The following is a 16,540-nucleotide window of genomic DNA, read 5'->3' as shown; positions in this document are numbered from 1 at the left end:
TATCCTTCGAATACTTTCACGCCTTCTGCGCCCAGTAATTCCCCCACTATTTCAGGCTTTTGAGGACTTTTCTCAATTACTTCTTCATACGTGATCATAATGTTGCTGCCAGCAATTCCCGCTAATTGATCATGTGCCGCTTATGCATTAAAAATTCATCTTTATTCATAATGTGTACCTCAACAACAAAATTTATGTACTCAATTTTATGTTTTGCATTAAGCATGTTCACGCCATTGGAATGCTTCTTGTTCATCCCATTCTATCATCATTATAAATAAAGAGTATGACGACAATTCGTCATACTCAAGTGAGTCACATTTATATAAACGATTAGAATTTTACGGGCAACGATGCCAATCCCTGTGAAGACAAAGCGGAGTGCCATTGAATCTCTTCCTGAGGAACACGGAGCTGAAGATCGGGTAGCCGACGTAAAAGCGTAGTAAACGCTACGTCCCCTTCCACCCGAGCAAGTGGAGCGCCAAGACACATATGGATGCCGTGTCCAAAGGCCAAATGCCGTTTTATTTTGCGTTCAATATCCAATTCTTCCGGATCGGTGAACTGCTGCTCGTCCCTATTCGCTGATTTCAGAAGGGGAATCACAACATCTCCCTTTTGAATCAATTGTCCATCCAACTCCGTGTCCTGTGTTGCATAACGAGGACCTGAAGAAGTCGCGGGGCCGTTATATCGTAGCAACTCCTCCACTGCAGAAGGAACCAGATTCAGATCTTGTTTCAGTTGTTCCAGTTGTTCAGGATGTGTCAGAAGAAGATAAGAACCGGTTGCAATTAGATTGGAAGTTGTCTCATGTCCAGCAAATATTAATAACGTAATCATGGATATTAATTCATCTTCATTCAGTCGATCTCCCTCCTCCTCAATCGCAATCAATTGACTGATGAGGTCATCTGAAGGTTCTATTCGTTTGTTCGCCACAAGCTGTGAGGTGTACTCTGCGAATGATCGCAAGTGCTGCGCTACTGCAGGGTCTTGTTTACCAAAACCAAGACCTTTTGCAATGGCTTCAGACCATACATGGATCTGAGGTCGGTCTTCCTGAGGTATACCCAACATCTCGGAAATAACGTTGATTGGGAAAGGATAGGCATAGTCTTTGACAAGATCCATCTCTCCTTTTCCTTCGAATTGGTCAATCAACTCATCGGCAATTTCCTGGACGCGTGGACGCAGGCTTTCCATATATCTTGGAGTGAACGCTTTGGAAACCAGGCTACGGAGTCTACGATGATCCGGTTCATCAACAAAGAGCATCGACTTTCCGGTAAAAAAAGTCTGGGGTTCCGATGAACCAAGCTCGTCTGAGAGATTCTTTCGAATATCATTGCCACGATCAATAGCGTTCATATCTACCGTAAATCGAGAGTGATCTTTCAGCACTTCCATGGCAACGTCCATCCGAGTTACAATCCAGGTTTGCCCTGCTCCACCCATTGGATTAGGAATAGGGACAACGGAACCTTTGGCACGCATCTGTGCAAACATGGCAAATGGATCTTTACTATTTTCTTCGCTAAACAAATTAAATTCTACTTTTTCTGAGGTCTGGTTATTCGAATTATTCATATAAATCTTCCTTTCGAAGTGAAGTGCTTCAAATCTATGGAAATATATGTTCATTCCGATTATATACTACTCGTATATTTAATTTCAAATATCATAGTTTAAACAGTACAAAACAACTGTTATAACAACAATTTATTAATATACTAATAGTATATTAATAATAACTACAAACAAAAAAAAACAAAAAAGAGGTCGGCTATGAGCCAACCCCCATATTAATTACGTTACTTCACCAGTTCCAAGTACCACCAACAGGCTTCGGTCAGTCTATTGGCTTCAGATTGAAACGCACTGGATTTGTACTCTTTGTGAAACGCTTGAAGCACCACTTCGATAACAGGAATATTTAGATCCTCTTGATCCTGTAATAGCGCTAAAAGCCCCTTCGAAAGTTGCTTCAATGATGCAGATTCCCTGGATTTTTGAACACGGTTGTTGAACTCATCCAATTCGATCAATACATTATCAATGTCCAGACCCATATCATGGTTACGCTGATCGGCATTCAGGAAATAGAGAGACTGAAAGTCGAAAATATGTTCATTTCTCTGGTGCATTGTTCTCAGGATCACTTCAATGTACGTTAGTACTTTTGGAACCACTTCGCTCCATACCGGTTTTTGCGTATTTAGACTTCTTGATGTGTTGGCAATCTGATGTAATATGCCGTAGCACAATATTGCCCCTTCGTTGGCATATAGGCTAATGTCGTTCCCGTATACCTGAATCAAGCGTGTGGACAGCCATTTTAGGTGAAATGTAGCCAGTTTGGCTGAGTTGATCTCCCCGGAATAAAAACCCGTCCAATATAATTCCCATACTCGCTCTTTATTAGGCACAGACATAGGAATCGCAATCTGATCTACGAGCAAATCATAATCCGATGTATAGTGGTTTTGTTCAAGTTCTTTACGAATGAAAACATCCTCTTGCATACGCTGATCAATAATCGAATATAAACAGTCTTCTTTGGAACTGAAAAATTTGTAGAATGTGCCTTTGGAAACACCTGATTGATCCAGGATCATCTGGATTGTTGTATTTGCATAGTTATGCTCTAAAAATAGTGCAAGTGCTGTTTCCAATAAACTTTGTTTACGACTACTCATGTCCCGTCATCGCCCCAAGTTTTTCTCTGATTTTAACATTCATTCCTCAGGAGTTGAAGTATTGATTCGCAGTATAGATGCGTTATAAAATTGCACAATGAGTAAATTTGCACAATGGGCAACTAATTGTTATGATAAACCTCACAAAGTGCATATTTAGTAAGTCTGCTCTTCTTAAAATGTATTAAACCATATTCATTGGTATTGGAGGTGAACGCATAAGCGGAGAATAATGATTAAACGAAACTTGCGACATTTGAAAAAAGAAGCGACTGAAAAAGCACTTGCTGGTACTGCTTTTGAACTGACTCTTGAACACGGACTCGATGGTTTTACGGTCGAAGATATCGTGCATCAGGTGGGTTGTTCACGTAGAACATTTGCAAACTACTTCACATGTAAAGAAGAAGCCGTAGCAAGAGGCGCCATATCCGTTCAGAATACAACCGAACTCGAAGAGTTACTTACCCAAATGCCCGACAATGCCTCTTTGCTTGACGTACTGTATAACCTGATCAAGATGCAGCTTACAACAGAACTCTTAGGAAGGCTTCATCAACTAGTATCACTATCTCAGACCTATCCCGTGTTAGAACCACATTATCTTGGAGCCATGCACCGGATGCAAACGCAGGCACAAGATACCTTATTAGACTTATCTAACGGGAAATATGACGAGATCTATACTTATCTTCTGATTAACGCACTATATGGATCGATACTGCCATTAATTGATGGAAGACTCAACGTGTTACTGCCCGGACAAGTCATTACTGAAGATACCAAGCCCGGTGCTTTAACCTTCGATCAATTTTTGGAAATTACGTTTAATCATTTGCGGGCAGGGTTCGAACATGCCAACCATCCACATTCATCATAGAGGAGTGTAAAATAGAGAAATGTCTACATTATTATACAAAATGGGGAAAACCGCTTTTAGCAAACCTGCAACATTCATCATTGGCTGGGTTTTAATTCTGGGAATTGTCATTTCCATGATCAGCATCAATGGTATTCACATCAGTTCTGAAATGAAGATTGAAGGCACCGAGTCACAGAAGGTTCTGGATCAATTGGCAAAAGAACTGCCAGCCGCTTCCGGCGGTCAAGGAAGTGTTGTGTTCAAGGCACCGGACAACGAGCGTTTGGATACGCCTGAAAATATGGCTGCCATGATGAAAGGTGTTACTGAAGTTTACGGATTAGACAAAGTCATTAATCCTGCGGACTATGCAGCTGAAGCAGGCAATTCGGGTGCTGCCGCTGAGATGGCTCAGAATGCACAGTCTACCGATATGGCGCAATCTGCAGCAACCACTCCTCCACCTTATGGACCTTTGATGGTGGATGGTGTTCCAGTGCCAGGCATGTTGATCTCTTCGGATGGAAGCATTGCACTGTTCCAATTCCAATTTACAGTTGAGCAATCTGCCATAACCCAAGATGTGTTTGATTCCGTTATTCAATCTGTTATGACGGTAGAGCAAGGAACCAACATTACGGTCTTGCCCGGCGAAACGCTCAAAACGGTATCCATTGGGGTCGGCTCGGCAGAGATTGTCGGATTGGTCATTGCTGTCATTGTATTACTGATCACCCTTGGCTCTGTTGTTGCAGCAGGTCTGCCTCTGATCACTGCACTGCTCGGAGTTGCCATTGGGGTTGGTGGTGCGTTCTCCATCTCCAAATTCATTGAAATGCCTAGTGTCACTTCCGTCCTGGCTCTCATGGTTGGATTGGCTGTTGGAATCGACTATGCTCTATTCATTGTTAATCGCCAGCGTCGAATGATTATTGATCAAGGCTTGAGCGCAAAAGAAGCAACAGCCAGAGCCATTGGTACATCGGGCAGCGCAGTATTTTTTGCCGGATTAACCGTCATTATTGCACTGTGCGGTATGCTTGTCATCGGTCTCACATTCTTGTCTACGATGGCTTTGGTCGCAGCTGCCACCGTACTCATCAACGTATTCGTTGCTTTAACCCTGTTGCCGGCTTTACTCGGATTGGTAGGAGAACGCATCTGTTCCGCCAAAGCTCGTGAGAAAAGCGCGAAACATCCTAAAGCCACTAACCACGGAGTCGCGGACAGATGGGTGAAACTCGTTATCAAGAATCGTTGGGCTTCCATTATTGCCATCATCGTCATTCTTGGTTTTGCCGCGACGCCGATCACCAAAATGGAAATGGGTATCCCTGGAGCTTCCTCAGCGAATCTGGATACAACTGCAAGACAAAGTTATGATGCCATCTCCGAAGGCTTCGGAGAAGGATTCAATGGACCCCTTATTCTGGTCGCAGAGCCTAATCAGTCTTCCGCAAAAGTTACACCGGAACTCTTGGGCGGTCTGGTGATGGAACTCCAAGGTCAGAATAACGTTGCACAAGTCACACCGCTTGGTATGACAGAAGATTTGGCTATTTTCAGTCTCATTCCAAAAACAGGTCCTAACGATAATCTCACTAAAACACTGGTCACTGATCTGCGCGCGGCTGATTCCAGCATCGCACAGACCTATGATGTGAAACTTGGAGTTACGGGACTTACAGCTGTTAACATTGATATGTCAGCCAAACTGGCGCAGGTATTCCCTATTTATGTAGGCATCATCATCCTGCTCTCGCTGATTATCCTGTTGCTCGTATTCCGTTCAATCATCGTTCCTATCAAAGCAACGATTGGCTTCCTGCTTAGTATCCTCGCTACATTCGGGATCACGACTGCTGTATTCCAATGGGGCTGGCTGCATTCGCTCTTTGGTTTCGATACCGGCGGTCCGCTGCTTAGCTTTATGCCGATCATCGTGACAGGTATTCTGTATGGCCTTGCGATGGACTATCAGGTCTTCCTGGTCAGCTCCATGCGGGAATCCTATGTTCATGGTCATCGCGGGACCGAATCCGTCGTTCATGGATACAATCAGGTAAGTCGCGTGGTTGTTGCCGCAGCAGTGATTATGGTCTCTGTATTTGCAGGATTTATCTTCACGGATGATGTCATGATCAAACAGATTGGTTTCACCTTGGCGGTAGGCATTCTGATTGATGCTTTCATCATCCGTATGGGCTTGGTTCCAGCCATCATGGCTATTTTCGGAGACAAAGCTTGGGCACTTCCGAAATGGCTAGATCGCATTCTGCCAAACCTGGATGTTGAAGGCGAGAAGCTGATTGCTTCCCTGAATGCTGAAGAGCATGCCAACACGAAGTCTGGATTAAAATAATCATTCCACAACAATCGTAATGGTAATACCATGATTACTATTACGACTACATTCACCAATACAAAGACCTCCTCTGTTTTTATAAATAGGAGGTCTTTTTTCTTTTTCATATTATGCGGTTATGTCTTCAATATGGGTACTATAGCGTGGGGATTTAGCAGCATTAACAAACGCCGCAAATAACTTCTGACTGTAGTCATCTACTTTGTAGCTGTACTCTGGATGCCACTGCACAGCCAAAACAAACGAGCGGTTCGGCATTACCGCGGATTCAACGAGTCCATCTTCAGCGACTGCCACAGCAGTTAACTTATCCGATAACATCTTGATTCCCTGATGGTGATAACTGTTCACTTTTATCGTATCTGTTTGCAAAATATCGTATAGGATATTATTTTCCTCAATATGTACATCATGTACAAGATTCGTATACGGCGGACTTTGCTTGTGATTAACGATCTTGTTCCCATGAAGTTGAAGGCTAGTCGGAATGTCTTGATATAACGTTCCACCCAACATAACGTTAAATAGTTGTAGTCCACGGCATATGCCAAAAGCAGGCTTATCAATCTCAATTACTTTTTGTAATAATATCGACTCCATCATATCGCGTTCAATACATAACTCTCCACAGGTAACCTCTGCAAGCTCATGATACAGCTCAGGATTGAGATCATGTCCCCCGGTGAACAGGAACCCATCGAACTGATTAGCCAGCGTTGCTATGATCTCGGTATCCGTTGTCAAAGGCAGCATAATTGGAATCCCACCTGCTCCTTCTATGGCGTTCATATATTCAGGAAGCATCCAGTAACTTTTTTTGTCCGTATCATACAAAGGCAGTACACCGATCATGGGCTTTTTCATGGCTTTACCTCCAAGCTTTTCATTCATTTTATCAGATCTCTTCATATATAAATTCACTGAATTATTGCATTATCCTACCTCTATTATCTGCGAACCCGTTTCATCCGGAATGCTGGAAAACTAAAAAAAACAAACAAAGCCGCATAACAGCGACTTTGTTTGTAGTTCCAATCCCATATATTCATTCATTCGTTTAGTTTAAACAGCATCTCATCTAAGCTGCTTTTACAGTGGTTACTTCGTCTGAATTCACTTGAATGGAACGCTGGCATATCAGGGTAATGACATAAGCCAGCAAGGCAAGCATCACAGCAACTGGAGGAACCCACTGGACACCACCCATATTAACAGCAATTCCTCCAACGCCGGAGCCTAACGCTATACCTACATTGGCCGCCACAGGCAGGAGTGTAGATGCAAATGCTTTGGACCCCGGTGAGATCGATCCTGACACATCAAACAAATATAACTGGGATGCCGCGCTCATGGAGGATGACAGACATCCAATCAGGAACAGAAACGCCAAGCCGAGCCACAGATTGGAAACGGCAAAACTCATGCCCAGGAAGAGGATCGCCTGGATGACGAAAAGCCGCTTTAGCTTGGGCAGGAAGTCACCCTTGGCTATTTTGGCACCAATCCAGTTACTCAGGATGCTGCAGGCCCCATAGATCAGGAGTACGGCACTAATCCATTTCACTGGCACACCCATAGTCTCACTGAGGAGTGGCGTAATGTACGTAAAAACGACGAAAATACAGCTGTTTCCAAGTACCGGGATCAGACAGGCCAGCAATATCCTTGGCTTCACAAATAGAGACATCTGATCACTGAACGAACCTGCAATCGTTGTTGTTTGGCGTGGCAGAATACGGAACATGAACATCAACGGCACAACACCTATGCATGCCGTAACAACAAACGTCATGGACCAGCTCAGATGTTGTCCGATAAATGTACCGAGCGGAACACCTAGCACATTTGCGATTGAAAATCCGCCCAAAATCCAGGCGATAGCTTCCCCTCTTCGCTCCCGGTTCACTGCGTCGCTTACAATCGAGATCGAAAGCGATATCGTAAGTCCACAAGCAACGGCTGACACGATGCGAATGGCCATCAACGAAGAGAACGTTGTTGAGAACACGGTCAATAGATTTAATGCCAACACGATTGCAAATCCAATCAATATGGAACTTCTTCTGGATATTTTGGCTAAGAAGGCCACAGCAAATGGTGTACCCACTGCGTATGCAATCGCAAAACCGGAGACAAGCATCCCCGCGGCAGCAAGGGATACTTTCATGTAACTTTCAATTTCCTTTAACACACCTACGATGACATACTCGGTTGTTCCCAGTACAAAACTAACGAGCGTAAGCGTTAAAATAAGTAGGTTCTCTCTATTTCTAGTCATAAAATCAATACTCACTAATCCTTTCTATTGTTGCAAGCGCTTCAATTCTTTTGACGATCCGTAATCATGTATTTTCTGCTTTCCCATCCCTTCACTTTCGATATATAGTTACATTTTGGATAGTGAAATTGTACTGTCAGATATGCCATGGCGACAATCAAGGTTGTTGTGGTTTTATTGCAAAACATTATATATGTTGTCATTTCAACACAGACTTTCATTACTAATTCTGAAGGGAAGACATAGATGAATACACACCACGAATTCGGCCAACTGCATCCAAATCGAGATTGCACCATTATTTATGTAGGAAAACTGGCCGACAATCCGCATTGGAGCTTTCCGACGCATAAACATGACGATCTGCATGAGATTATCTACGTAACTGAAGGCAAAGGATTGTTCACCATTGACGGCACCAAACACTGGGCTCAAAAAGGGGACATGCTCATTTATAACAAGGGTACTCTTCACGAGGAGAAGTCCAATCCTGAATTCCCGTTATCCACCTTTTATTGCGGCTTTCGTTTTACAGAAGGAACCCAGACCCTTGAGGATTGGGTCATTCCTCCCTCTAACAATCCGATCATTCGAGCAAACCGATATTCCGATGAGCTCCATTCGTTAATGCAGACTCTCTTCAATGAATTTTCAATCCGGGAACCTGGATACGAGTTGATCTCTGGGCATGTCCTGAAAGCAATACTTCTGATCATCGATCGGCAGTCCCGTCAACAGCTTCCTAGTGGGGAGATCGTTGGGAGTAATACCCTTGCTGAGAGCATTAAAGACTATTTGGATACCAACTATCGGCAAAATATTAAACTCAAAGAATTGGCAGATCAATTTCATATCGATTTTTATTACTTAATTCATATGTACAAAAATCACTATGGCACTTCTCCTTATCATTACCTGATCCAACGAAGAATGGGTGAAGCCACCCGATTATTAGTCTCAACCAACAAAAAAATATGGGAAATTGCCAAACTGGTCGGGTACGATAACCCCAATTACTTTACAATTTTATTTACCAAAACGGTTGGTGAATCACCTCGAAGTTTCCGGAAAAAGAATCAAAAGGATATGTTCGGGGATGAGGTGTCACATTCTTACTAATTTCACCAATCTCTCTAAACCCAAAAAGGCGCTCCAATTTGGGGAGCGCCTTGGCTATTTACGTTTCCTTATACACTTACATACATCTACTCTAGAGTTTAAACCGGCGAACCAGTTCTTGCATATTCTCAGCTGTTTTGGATAGCTGTGCAGATGATGCTGATATCTCCTGCATCGCCGCCATTTGCTGTTGGGCTGCTGCTGAAGTTGTCTGAGCACTATCAGCCGACACTTTAGAGATGTGACTCATCGCGGCAACGGTAGCCGAGACTTCTTCCGTACTGGCAGACAACTGTTCTGAGACAGCGGAAATGTCCTGAATTTGATCCACGATATGCGTTGTATATTGTTCGATGTTTGATATGGTTGCTGAAGCTTCTTGGCTGATCCGCATTCCTTCACCAACTTGATTACGAACTTTATCATTCATAAGAGACGTGGATTTGGCAATCAGATCAAGCATTTTGCCAATGGTAGCGCCAATCTCGTCCGCACTTTGTTTGGATTGCATCGATAGCGTTCGTACTTCGCCTGCAACAACAGCAAAACCTTTTCCGTGTTCTCCTGCTCTTGATGCTTCAATAGAGGCATTCAGTGATAGAAGATTGGTTTGCCGAGAGATATCCGCAATCGCTTCATTCATTCGATTGGCTTCAGCGGATAGACTGGACAGCTCATTAATCAATGCCGAGGTTTCTTCAACAGCTCCGAGAATATGTTCCATTTGTTCTCCGACCTGGTTTATCGTTTTCCCACCATTAGCAACAGCGCGCTCCGTCTCTTCAGCCGAATCCACAATCGCACTCGCAGATTCTGCAATTGTACTGATGCCTCTCGCCATCTCTTCTACGGCATTCGCGGTTTGTTCCGAATTCTCCGCCCCAACAATAGCTGATTCAGCAGTCTGGTGCATGGTTTCAGCTACATGTTGAACCGACTGGGTGGTTTGTTCTGTACTTTCCTGAATCATTTGGGAAGAGTGGCTTAACAACGATGACGTCTGATGAAGTTCAGCAACCACCGATTGAAGGGAGATGGTCATTTGGTCAAAATCATTTGCCAATATACCAAATTCGTTTTCGGTTTTCAGATTCACCCGTTCAGACAGATTCCCTTCGCTTACGCTACGGGTGGCCTTTCGCAGTTTTTGCATAGGTACGATAAAAGATCTCAGAATGAAGAAAATAATTACACTGGCAATCAATACAGATATAACAATGACCGTTAGACTCGATACCATAATGGGTTTCGCTGCGGCGATAAAATCTTCATGGCCCATCAAAGCAATGACATTCCAACCCGTCAAAGCGTTAATACCGTTATACACTTCCAGATCATACGCCAGATCCGTTCTAACAAATTGGGAAAATGCCATCGGTTCATCGGAACTTGAAGCCGTATTAGGATGGACTGGAATTCCCTCAATAAGTGCTCCGCCGAGCTCTCCTCCTCCACCTTTTGCAATCGCACCGGACCAAGCCGCAATCGTTCGATTGGAGTCAACCACAATCAGACTTCCATTCCCTCCGACATCCACAAGCGATATTTCATTTGCTAATCGCTCCAGATCAAGTTTAATACTTGCTACACCATGTTCATCTGAAAGAGCTTTTGAAATCTCTACGTAAATCTTCCCGGATGCCGGATCATTCATAATACTCGAAAAATAGAGTGATCCATTGTTACTTATACCATTGGTGTACCATTCTGTGCTGCGTGGATCATATGTTGCATCCTCAATTGCTGGAGAAGATATAACACTGCCTTGGTCGTTGCCTACGGTTATGGCAAGAATATCAGGATATGTATCAGCTAACTGGTCGATTCCTAATTGTACTGCTTCGTTGTTCGCCTGACTGGGATTGGAACCATACATGCTGTCTATGTAACTCAATAATGCTGCTTTTTCCCCCACCAGATTGTTAATATGTTGTCCTGTCATCGTTAATATTGTATTGATGGGCTCTGTCATTTTTTGTTGTACTTGATCTTTGGCACTATGATACGAGAAATATCCGATAAGTGCAGTGGGGATAATAAGTACCGCAAGGAAAGCTGCAATGAGTCGAGTACTCATTAATCGTAAAACGGCTCCTCCTTTCTTATAAAATGACCTTTTTTCACTTTCCTTTTTCAAGTTCAATCTTCCTCTCTTTATTCATTTTTGGTAGAACTAATCGGCCAGTAAACGCAAAAAAACCCATATATATGCACACCCAAAGAAACTTTGAGCATGTATATACATAGGTATTGCCTGAATGAATTCAGTAACAAGCCGTATTTGTTTAGTATTATAACATAAATAAAAAGGGTTTGTTAACTATGATTGGGTCTTTATACCAGACATCTGTTGTTTATAATCCGTAGGACTTAGCCCCGTATACTCTTTGAACACCTTCGAGAAATAGTGCTGGTCGCTAAATGACAACAAATCGGATACTTCCTTAAACTTCATGTCGGGTTGACTTTCCATCAGTCTGCAGGCCTCCTGAATGCGAAGCCGGGTGTAATACTGAACAAACGTAATTTGCGTTGCATTTTTGATCACTCTGCTGACATACGACGGGCTAACGTGAAACTTCAAAGCAATGTCGTTGATAGATAATTGAGAGTATTTATTTAGTTTTACGTAATCGTCGATCTGTTCGAACAGAATCGCCTTGCTTTTTCTAACGTGGGATTGCAGCATATCGAAGCACTGTTCCGTCCATTCCGTCAGTTCTCGGCAAAAATCGGCATAGGACTGTGCTTGGGCGAATTGTCTTGACCGAAGCTCCAGACCCAATCTCATGCCCGCCCCTTGTTCCTCGTACAGATGAGCAAACGTGTCTACGATCAATCCGATAAACCGCTCCACCTCGGTCATATGTACATTTTCCTCTGCCCATCGATTCAGTAATTCGGATAATTTAAGAGCAAACCGTTCTTTCTGCCGAGCCTGTATCATCTGTACAAAAGCAGATTCCTGCACCGGATCCAGACAACCTGTCTCGGATCTGGCCATCGACACCGGACTCCCGGTATCCAACACCATTCCTTGTTTCAACCGTTGCTGCTCCGACAAAATGGTCGACACGCGGTGATAGAGCTCAGGCAGATTACCAGACTCAGTGAATAGAAGTTGTCCTCCAATGATCGCATCGATGTCATGCGCAACCAAATGCCGTCGCAACGACTCAAGACATTCATGTACGGAAGAGTACACCTCAAGTGCACTCTTGTTGATAAAAGCAACAAATTGATATGGGGTTTGACTAGTGTAAACACGACAAGGATGGAATGCAAAAAAATCCTGCACTATACCCTCAAGTTTCACCTGCACCCATCGTTCATGCCCTGCGGTAAAAGGCTGTTTGCTCATAATGATCATCATCTGGCTGAATAAAGGCGGAAACGCCTCCCCCTGTTTCGGCGTAGTCTCACATTGGGGATGAATGATTTCCTGCAAATCCAGCAGTTCCTTGGACATCTGTTGATCAAGTTGGTCAATTACCCGACCCATGACTTCTTCAAGCGCCTCTCGCTCGACAGGTTTTAACAAATAGTCAAACACTTGCAGGTTCAATGCTTTTCTTGTGTATTCAAAATCGCTATAACCGCTAATCAAGATGACCTTCAGATCCGGGTTGGCAATTTTGGCTTGCTCAATCAGGGACAGCCCATCCATTTTCGGCATTCGTATATCGGTCAACAGCAGATCAATCGGTGACTGCTTGATCGCTGCCAAGGCTTCTTCTCCATTCGTTGCCGTAGCCGCTACACGAATCGGGAAGCTCAGCGTCTCCAAGAGCATTTTAATATTACGTAATATCGGTTTGCTATCCTCAACGATCATAACGTTATACATCGCCTGTCCCTCCTCGCTAGTAAAAATCTCTCGTCAGTGAGCCGATGATTTGAATCGTTGCTCCATGTTGCTCTTCCGCATGATTGTTAAATATATTAATAAAGAGCCGGTTGTTATACATTAGTTTGAGTCGATTGACACTGTTGATAATTCCCATGTTACCAAGGGCTGTCCCACCATCGGCAGTCTGGTTCATTCCAGAACCCGATGCCTGAATATTGGTTAAAATCTCCTGGATCTTATCCGGTGGAAAGCCCTCACCGTTATCTTTGATCTCCAAAGCCCATAATCCGTTATATTGCTTCACGGTAATCTGGATACGCCAAGGCGGCGCGGTGTTGGCAAAGGCATGTTCAATGCAGTTTTCCACAAATGGCTGAATGACCAAGCGCGGCAACCGGATTTCGTTCGCCAGCTCGTCTGCACGGATGTCCCACTCCAGATCCTCTTCGTACTTTTGTTGTACAAGGGACAGATAATGTCTCGTATGTTGAAGCTCCTCAGCCAAAGTCACATGCGCGTAGGGTGAAGAGACAATATAACGCAGACTGTCCGAAAGATGTTTGCACATATCCGATACAACTTTGGTCTTCCCCTCTTGGGCGGCAATACTGATCAGGTATAGAACATTATGAATAAAATGAGGTGCAATCTGGGCTTGCAGCGCCGAATTACGCGCCTTTACTTCTTCATGAAGCGCCGATTTTTCCCGGTCAATTGACTGTTGCAGCCTCTCCATCAGATCCTGAAAGGCTTCATTCAGCAATAAGAGATCGTTATTCTTCGGCGTTTCATCCACCTTCAGATTCATATTGCTGTAGTTCATGCGCCAGATCTGACCGCGCAGCTTGCGGATAGGCAGCAGCAGGTTACGTGTCGACAGGAAGATATACACAAATGAAACCAGCATCAGTGCCGTAATCAGCAGAATGGACATCGTCTGAACCGAATGGATCGAGCCAAGAACAGATTTTTTGGGCGTTATGATATACGTGATCCAACCTGTACTGGGTGAAGTGGAATGTGTGATATAATTGTCGTTTTTGTCCACATCCAGTCCCTCGTCTGATGCAGGCTTTGTCCAATTGGCAAATGTCACACCTGCTTCCGAGCCCGTCATCTGCTCCCCTTGCGTATTCAGAATATAGACATCACCAGCGGTAATGCCCTCCGTTAGGTTCTGTATATAGGCCTGTTCCATCTGGATGCTAAGGTAACCGTACACCTTGCCGTTCTGATCATTGATCGTGCGCACAAAGGAGATCGTATCATCTTGACGCAGCAGAACAAAACCACTTTCCGTCCAATCTCGTCCGATCTGACTACTCTCCATCATGGTGTTCAGGATTGCGGGAGGGTTGCCTGAGCCCAGATATGTTGTCAGGAGAATCCCGTGATTGTCGTAGATGGACATGTCTTTGATATTCATACTCGGCCCGATGGCCTGAAACATGATATCTTTGATGATCCGAATCTGTTTCAGCCTTTCATAATTACTATGCGCTGAGGAGCTCTTGTCCATGGCTGCAAATATATTTTTACTGGATAATATTCGCTGTGACATCTGGTTCTGTTGTTCTACGTAGAGATCAACTTGCTCTCTTACCTTCGTAGCTGTAACGAGCGTATCCTGCTCTGTTTTCAGTTTGAGCGGGCGGACAACGATCACATTGACATACACGATAAAACAGCCCAGCACGAACAAAAGTAGAGCCAGAAATGTCAAAAACACCTTTGTCTGCAAACTGAATTGAGTTGCCTTATGTATGAGCTTTGCCATTCTCAGAGTTACCCTCCTGTTCTGACATGATGTGAAATCCCTTAGATTTATGTCCTACTGTATCACGGTACTTCATGAAATGATAGCGATTTCAAGTTCAGGATTTTACACATCAACGTTCAAGCACAGACATGTACCGGGGCGATAAAAGAATCTATAATCGGATTTGTAAACGGATTCATCAAACGTTTTAGAGGGGGATTTGCATTGAAAACAATAAAAAGAAAAAAAGCGCTTTCTATTATTCTGGCCAGTTTATTATCGGTCTCGTTAACGGCTTGTGGATCAGGAGGTACCGATTCCGGCACAGCTGCTGGCGGGGACAGCAAGAGTGGCAAAGTCACATTGGAGCTGGCCATCTCTAAAAGTTCTCAGGACTCTGCTTTCATCCAGCAGGACATTCTCGATGCATTCGAAAAACAAACGAATATCCGCGTGAATTTGCAGCTGATTCCAGCGGAACAAACAACGACGGTACTGCAAACCAAACTGGCTGTAGATGAAACACCTGACATTATTCAATATAATCTGGCGAGCGCAGTCACGGACCTGAACCTTGAACGTAACTTCGAGATTCTCGATAACGAACCTTGGGCGAGCAGAATCGTGAACAAAGACGTCCTCTCATCTGGTGGTCACCTCTACAGTTTCCATGTTAGCCAAGATACGGGAATGCAAGGGGTCGTGTATAACAAACAAATCTTTGAAGAATTCGGGTTGTCGATTCCAACCAACTACGAAGAATTTCTGGCGCTCTGTGAAAAAATTAAAGCAAGTGGCATTACTCCCGTATTCATGCCTTACAAAGATGCCTGGGCTGCCAACATCTGGCCTGCTGCAGCTTTTGCCGATTTTGTAGCCAAAAATGAACCGACTTTTTTTGATGAGTTGAACAGCAATAAGAAAAAATGGTCTGATATCCCGGAATTCAAAACATTCCTGGAACAACAATATGAAATTTACACCAAAGGTTACACCAACACGGATGTGCTTAGCGACAGCTATGACATGGCCGTAGGTAAATTCCTGAACAAGGAAGTAGCCATGATGTTTATGGGCGATTGGTTAATTGAAGGCGTTGCTGAGCAAGATCCAAATATGGAACTGGGCGTGTTCCCGATTCCATCGTCAGACAATGCCAGTCTGGGTGCAAGTCCACTGGGTGGGCAATTGTTCATTCCGAAGAAATCCAAACATCTGGATGAAGCCAAACAGTTCCTTGATTACATCGCTTCCAAGGATGTCGCACAACAGATCGTGGACTCCAAAGGATACGTATCCAATTTCAGTGACGTTACTACACCGGAACTGCCAGCTTACAAACAGGATATTGTAGACAATTATATTACGCCGAAGAAAACCGTGCTGACAACGGATGCATATATGCTGGTTGATCGCAGCGAACTGTATCGGTTGTTACAGGATCAATTTGCAGGTGGATTGTCACCGGAAGAAGTACTGAAATTCTGGGATGAGAAGTTCAGTCAGCTAATGCAGGATAAAGGTGTAGAAGGTTTCTAAAGAGTGAAATATAAGGCAGCATAACAGGATCGATCGTTATGCTGCCTGGTTATAATGGAGTGTGAG

General features: G+C 43.9%; 11 protein-coding genes. 4 read left to right on the top strand and 7 right to left on the bottom strand.

Features of this window, described 5'->3' with window-relative positions; translation table 11 throughout:
• Nucleotides 1-333: 333 nt before the first annotated feature.
• Nucleotides 334-1,593 carry a cytochrome P450 family protein gene (locus tag AC4E8D_RS15210; RefSeq protein WP_221819365.1) on the bottom strand — a complete coding sequence of 420 codons (1,260 nt, stop codon included), beginning with the start codon at nucleotides 1,591-1,593 and terminating at the stop codon, nucleotides 334-336.
• Between the two features lie 224 nt (nucleotides 1,594-1,817).
• On the bottom strand, nucleotides 1,818-2,702 hold the full coding sequence (locus AC4E8D_RS15205) for a TetR/AcrR family transcriptional regulator (protein WP_221819366.1): 885 nt from the start codon (nucleotides 2,700-2,702) through the stop codon (nucleotides 1,818-1,820).
• A 256-nt stretch (nucleotides 2,703-2,958) separates the two neighbouring features.
• Between AC4E8D_RS15205 and AC4E8D_RS15200 the strand changes: the two genes are divergently transcribed.
• Together AC4E8D_RS15200 and AC4E8D_RS15195 are read left to right on the top strand one after the other, a co-directional pair.
• Nucleotides 2,959-3,582, top strand: a complete 624-nt coding sequence (locus AC4E8D_RS15200; protein ID WP_260632622.1) for a TetR/AcrR family transcriptional regulator — start codon at nucleotides 2,959-2,961, stop codon at nucleotides 3,580-3,582.
• Nucleotides 3,583-3,601: 19 nt separating this feature from the next.
• Nucleotides 3,602-5,926, top strand: a complete 2,325-nt coding sequence (locus AC4E8D_RS15195; protein ID WP_221819368.1) for an MMPL family transporter — start codon at nucleotides 3,602-3,604, stop codon at nucleotides 5,924-5,926.
• Nucleotides 5,927-6,037: 111 nt separating this feature from the next.
• Here AC4E8D_RS15195 and AC4E8D_RS15190 read toward each other — a convergent pair whose 3' ends face one another.
• Together AC4E8D_RS15190 and AC4E8D_RS15185 are read right to left on the bottom strand one after the other, a co-directional pair.
• Nucleotides 6,038-6,793 carry a gamma-glutamyl-gamma-aminobutyrate hydrolase family protein gene (locus tag AC4E8D_RS15190; RefSeq protein ID WP_221819369.1) on the bottom strand — a complete coding sequence of 252 codons (756 nt, stop codon included), beginning with the start codon at nucleotides 6,791-6,793 and terminating at the stop codon, nucleotides 6,038-6,040.
• Nucleotides 6,794-7,007: 214 nt separating this feature from the next.
• Nucleotides 7,008-8,207, bottom strand: a complete 1,200-nt coding sequence (locus tag AC4E8D_RS15185) for an MFS transporter (protein ID WP_221819370.1) — start codon at nucleotides 8,205-8,207, stop codon at nucleotides 7,008-7,010.
• Between the two features lie 246 nt (nucleotides 8,208-8,453).
• Between AC4E8D_RS15185 and AC4E8D_RS15180 the strand changes: the two genes are divergently transcribed.
• Complete coding sequence (locus tag AC4E8D_RS15180) at nucleotides 8,454-9,326, top strand: AraC family transcriptional regulator (RefSeq protein WP_221819371.1); 873 nt, start codon at nucleotides 8,454-8,456, stop codon at nucleotides 9,324-9,326.
• 91 nt (nucleotides 9,327-9,417) lie between these two features.
• Here AC4E8D_RS15180 and AC4E8D_RS15175 read toward each other — a convergent pair whose 3' ends face one another.
• The 3 genes from AC4E8D_RS15175 to AC4E8D_RS15165 form a co-directional block, all read right to left on the bottom strand.
• Nucleotides 9,418-11,403, bottom strand: a complete 1,986-nt coding sequence (locus AC4E8D_RS15175) for a methyl-accepting chemotaxis protein (RefSeq protein WP_339308426.1) — start codon at nucleotides 11,401-11,403, stop codon at nucleotides 9,418-9,420.
• Nucleotides 11,404-11,646: 243 nt separating this feature from the next.
• Nucleotides 11,647-13,173, bottom strand: a complete 1,527-nt coding sequence (locus tag AC4E8D_RS15170) for a response regulator (RefSeq protein WP_221819372.1) — start codon at nucleotides 13,171-13,173, stop codon at nucleotides 11,647-11,649.
• A gap of 16 nt (nucleotides 13,174-13,189) precedes the next feature.
• Complete coding sequence (locus AC4E8D_RS15165; protein ID WP_221819373.1) at nucleotides 13,190-14,953, bottom strand: sensor histidine kinase; 1,764 nt, start codon at nucleotides 14,951-14,953, stop codon at nucleotides 13,190-13,192.
• Between the two features lie 207 nt (nucleotides 14,954-15,160).
• Here AC4E8D_RS15165 and AC4E8D_RS15160 point away from each other — a divergent pair, with 207 nt between their 5' ends.
• Nucleotides 15,161-16,474, top strand: a complete 1,314-nt coding sequence (locus AC4E8D_RS15160; protein WP_221819374.1) for an ABC transporter substrate-binding protein — start codon at nucleotides 15,161-15,163, stop codon at nucleotides 16,472-16,474.
• Nucleotides 16,475-16,540: the final 66 nt, after the last annotated feature.

Source organism: Paenibacillus sp. SRL342, from assembly GCF_984798905.1.
This window is presented reverse-complemented; position numbering and strand designations above follow the sequence as displayed.

Coding starts and splice junctions, on each gene's coding strand:
- AC4E8D_RS15210 (WP_221819365.1), bottom strand. CDS start 1,593: ATGAATAATTCGAATAACCAGACCTCAGAAAAAGTAGAATTTAATTTG.
- AC4E8D_RS15205 (WP_221819366.1), bottom strand. CDS start 2,702: ATGAGTAGTCGTAAACAAAGTTTATTGGAAACAGCACTTGCACTATTT.
- AC4E8D_RS15195 (WP_221819368.1), top strand. CDS start 3,602: ATGTCTACATTATTATACAAAATGGGGAAAACCGCTTTTAGCAAACCT.
- AC4E8D_RS15190 (WP_221819369.1), bottom strand. CDS start 6,793: ATGAAAAAGCCCATGATCGGTGTACTGCCTTTGTATGATACGGACAAA.
- AC4E8D_RS15185 (WP_221819370.1), bottom strand. CDS start 8,207: ATGACTAGAAATAGAGAGAACCTACTTATTTTAACGCTTACGCTCGTT.
- AC4E8D_RS15180 (WP_221819371.1), top strand. CDS start 8,454: ATGAATACACACCACGAATTCGGCCAACTGCATCCAAATCGAGATTGC.
- AC4E8D_RS15175 (WP_339308426.1), bottom strand. CDS start 11,403: ATGAGTACTCGACTCATTGCAGCTTTCCTTGCGGTACTTATTATCCCC.
- AC4E8D_RS15170 (WP_221819372.1), bottom strand. CDS start 13,173: ATGTATAACGTTATGATCGTTGAGGATAGCAAACCGATATTACGTAAT.
- AC4E8D_RS15165 (WP_221819373.1), bottom strand. CDS start 14,953: ATGGCAAAGCTCATACATAAGGCAACTCAATTCAGTTTGCAGACAAAG.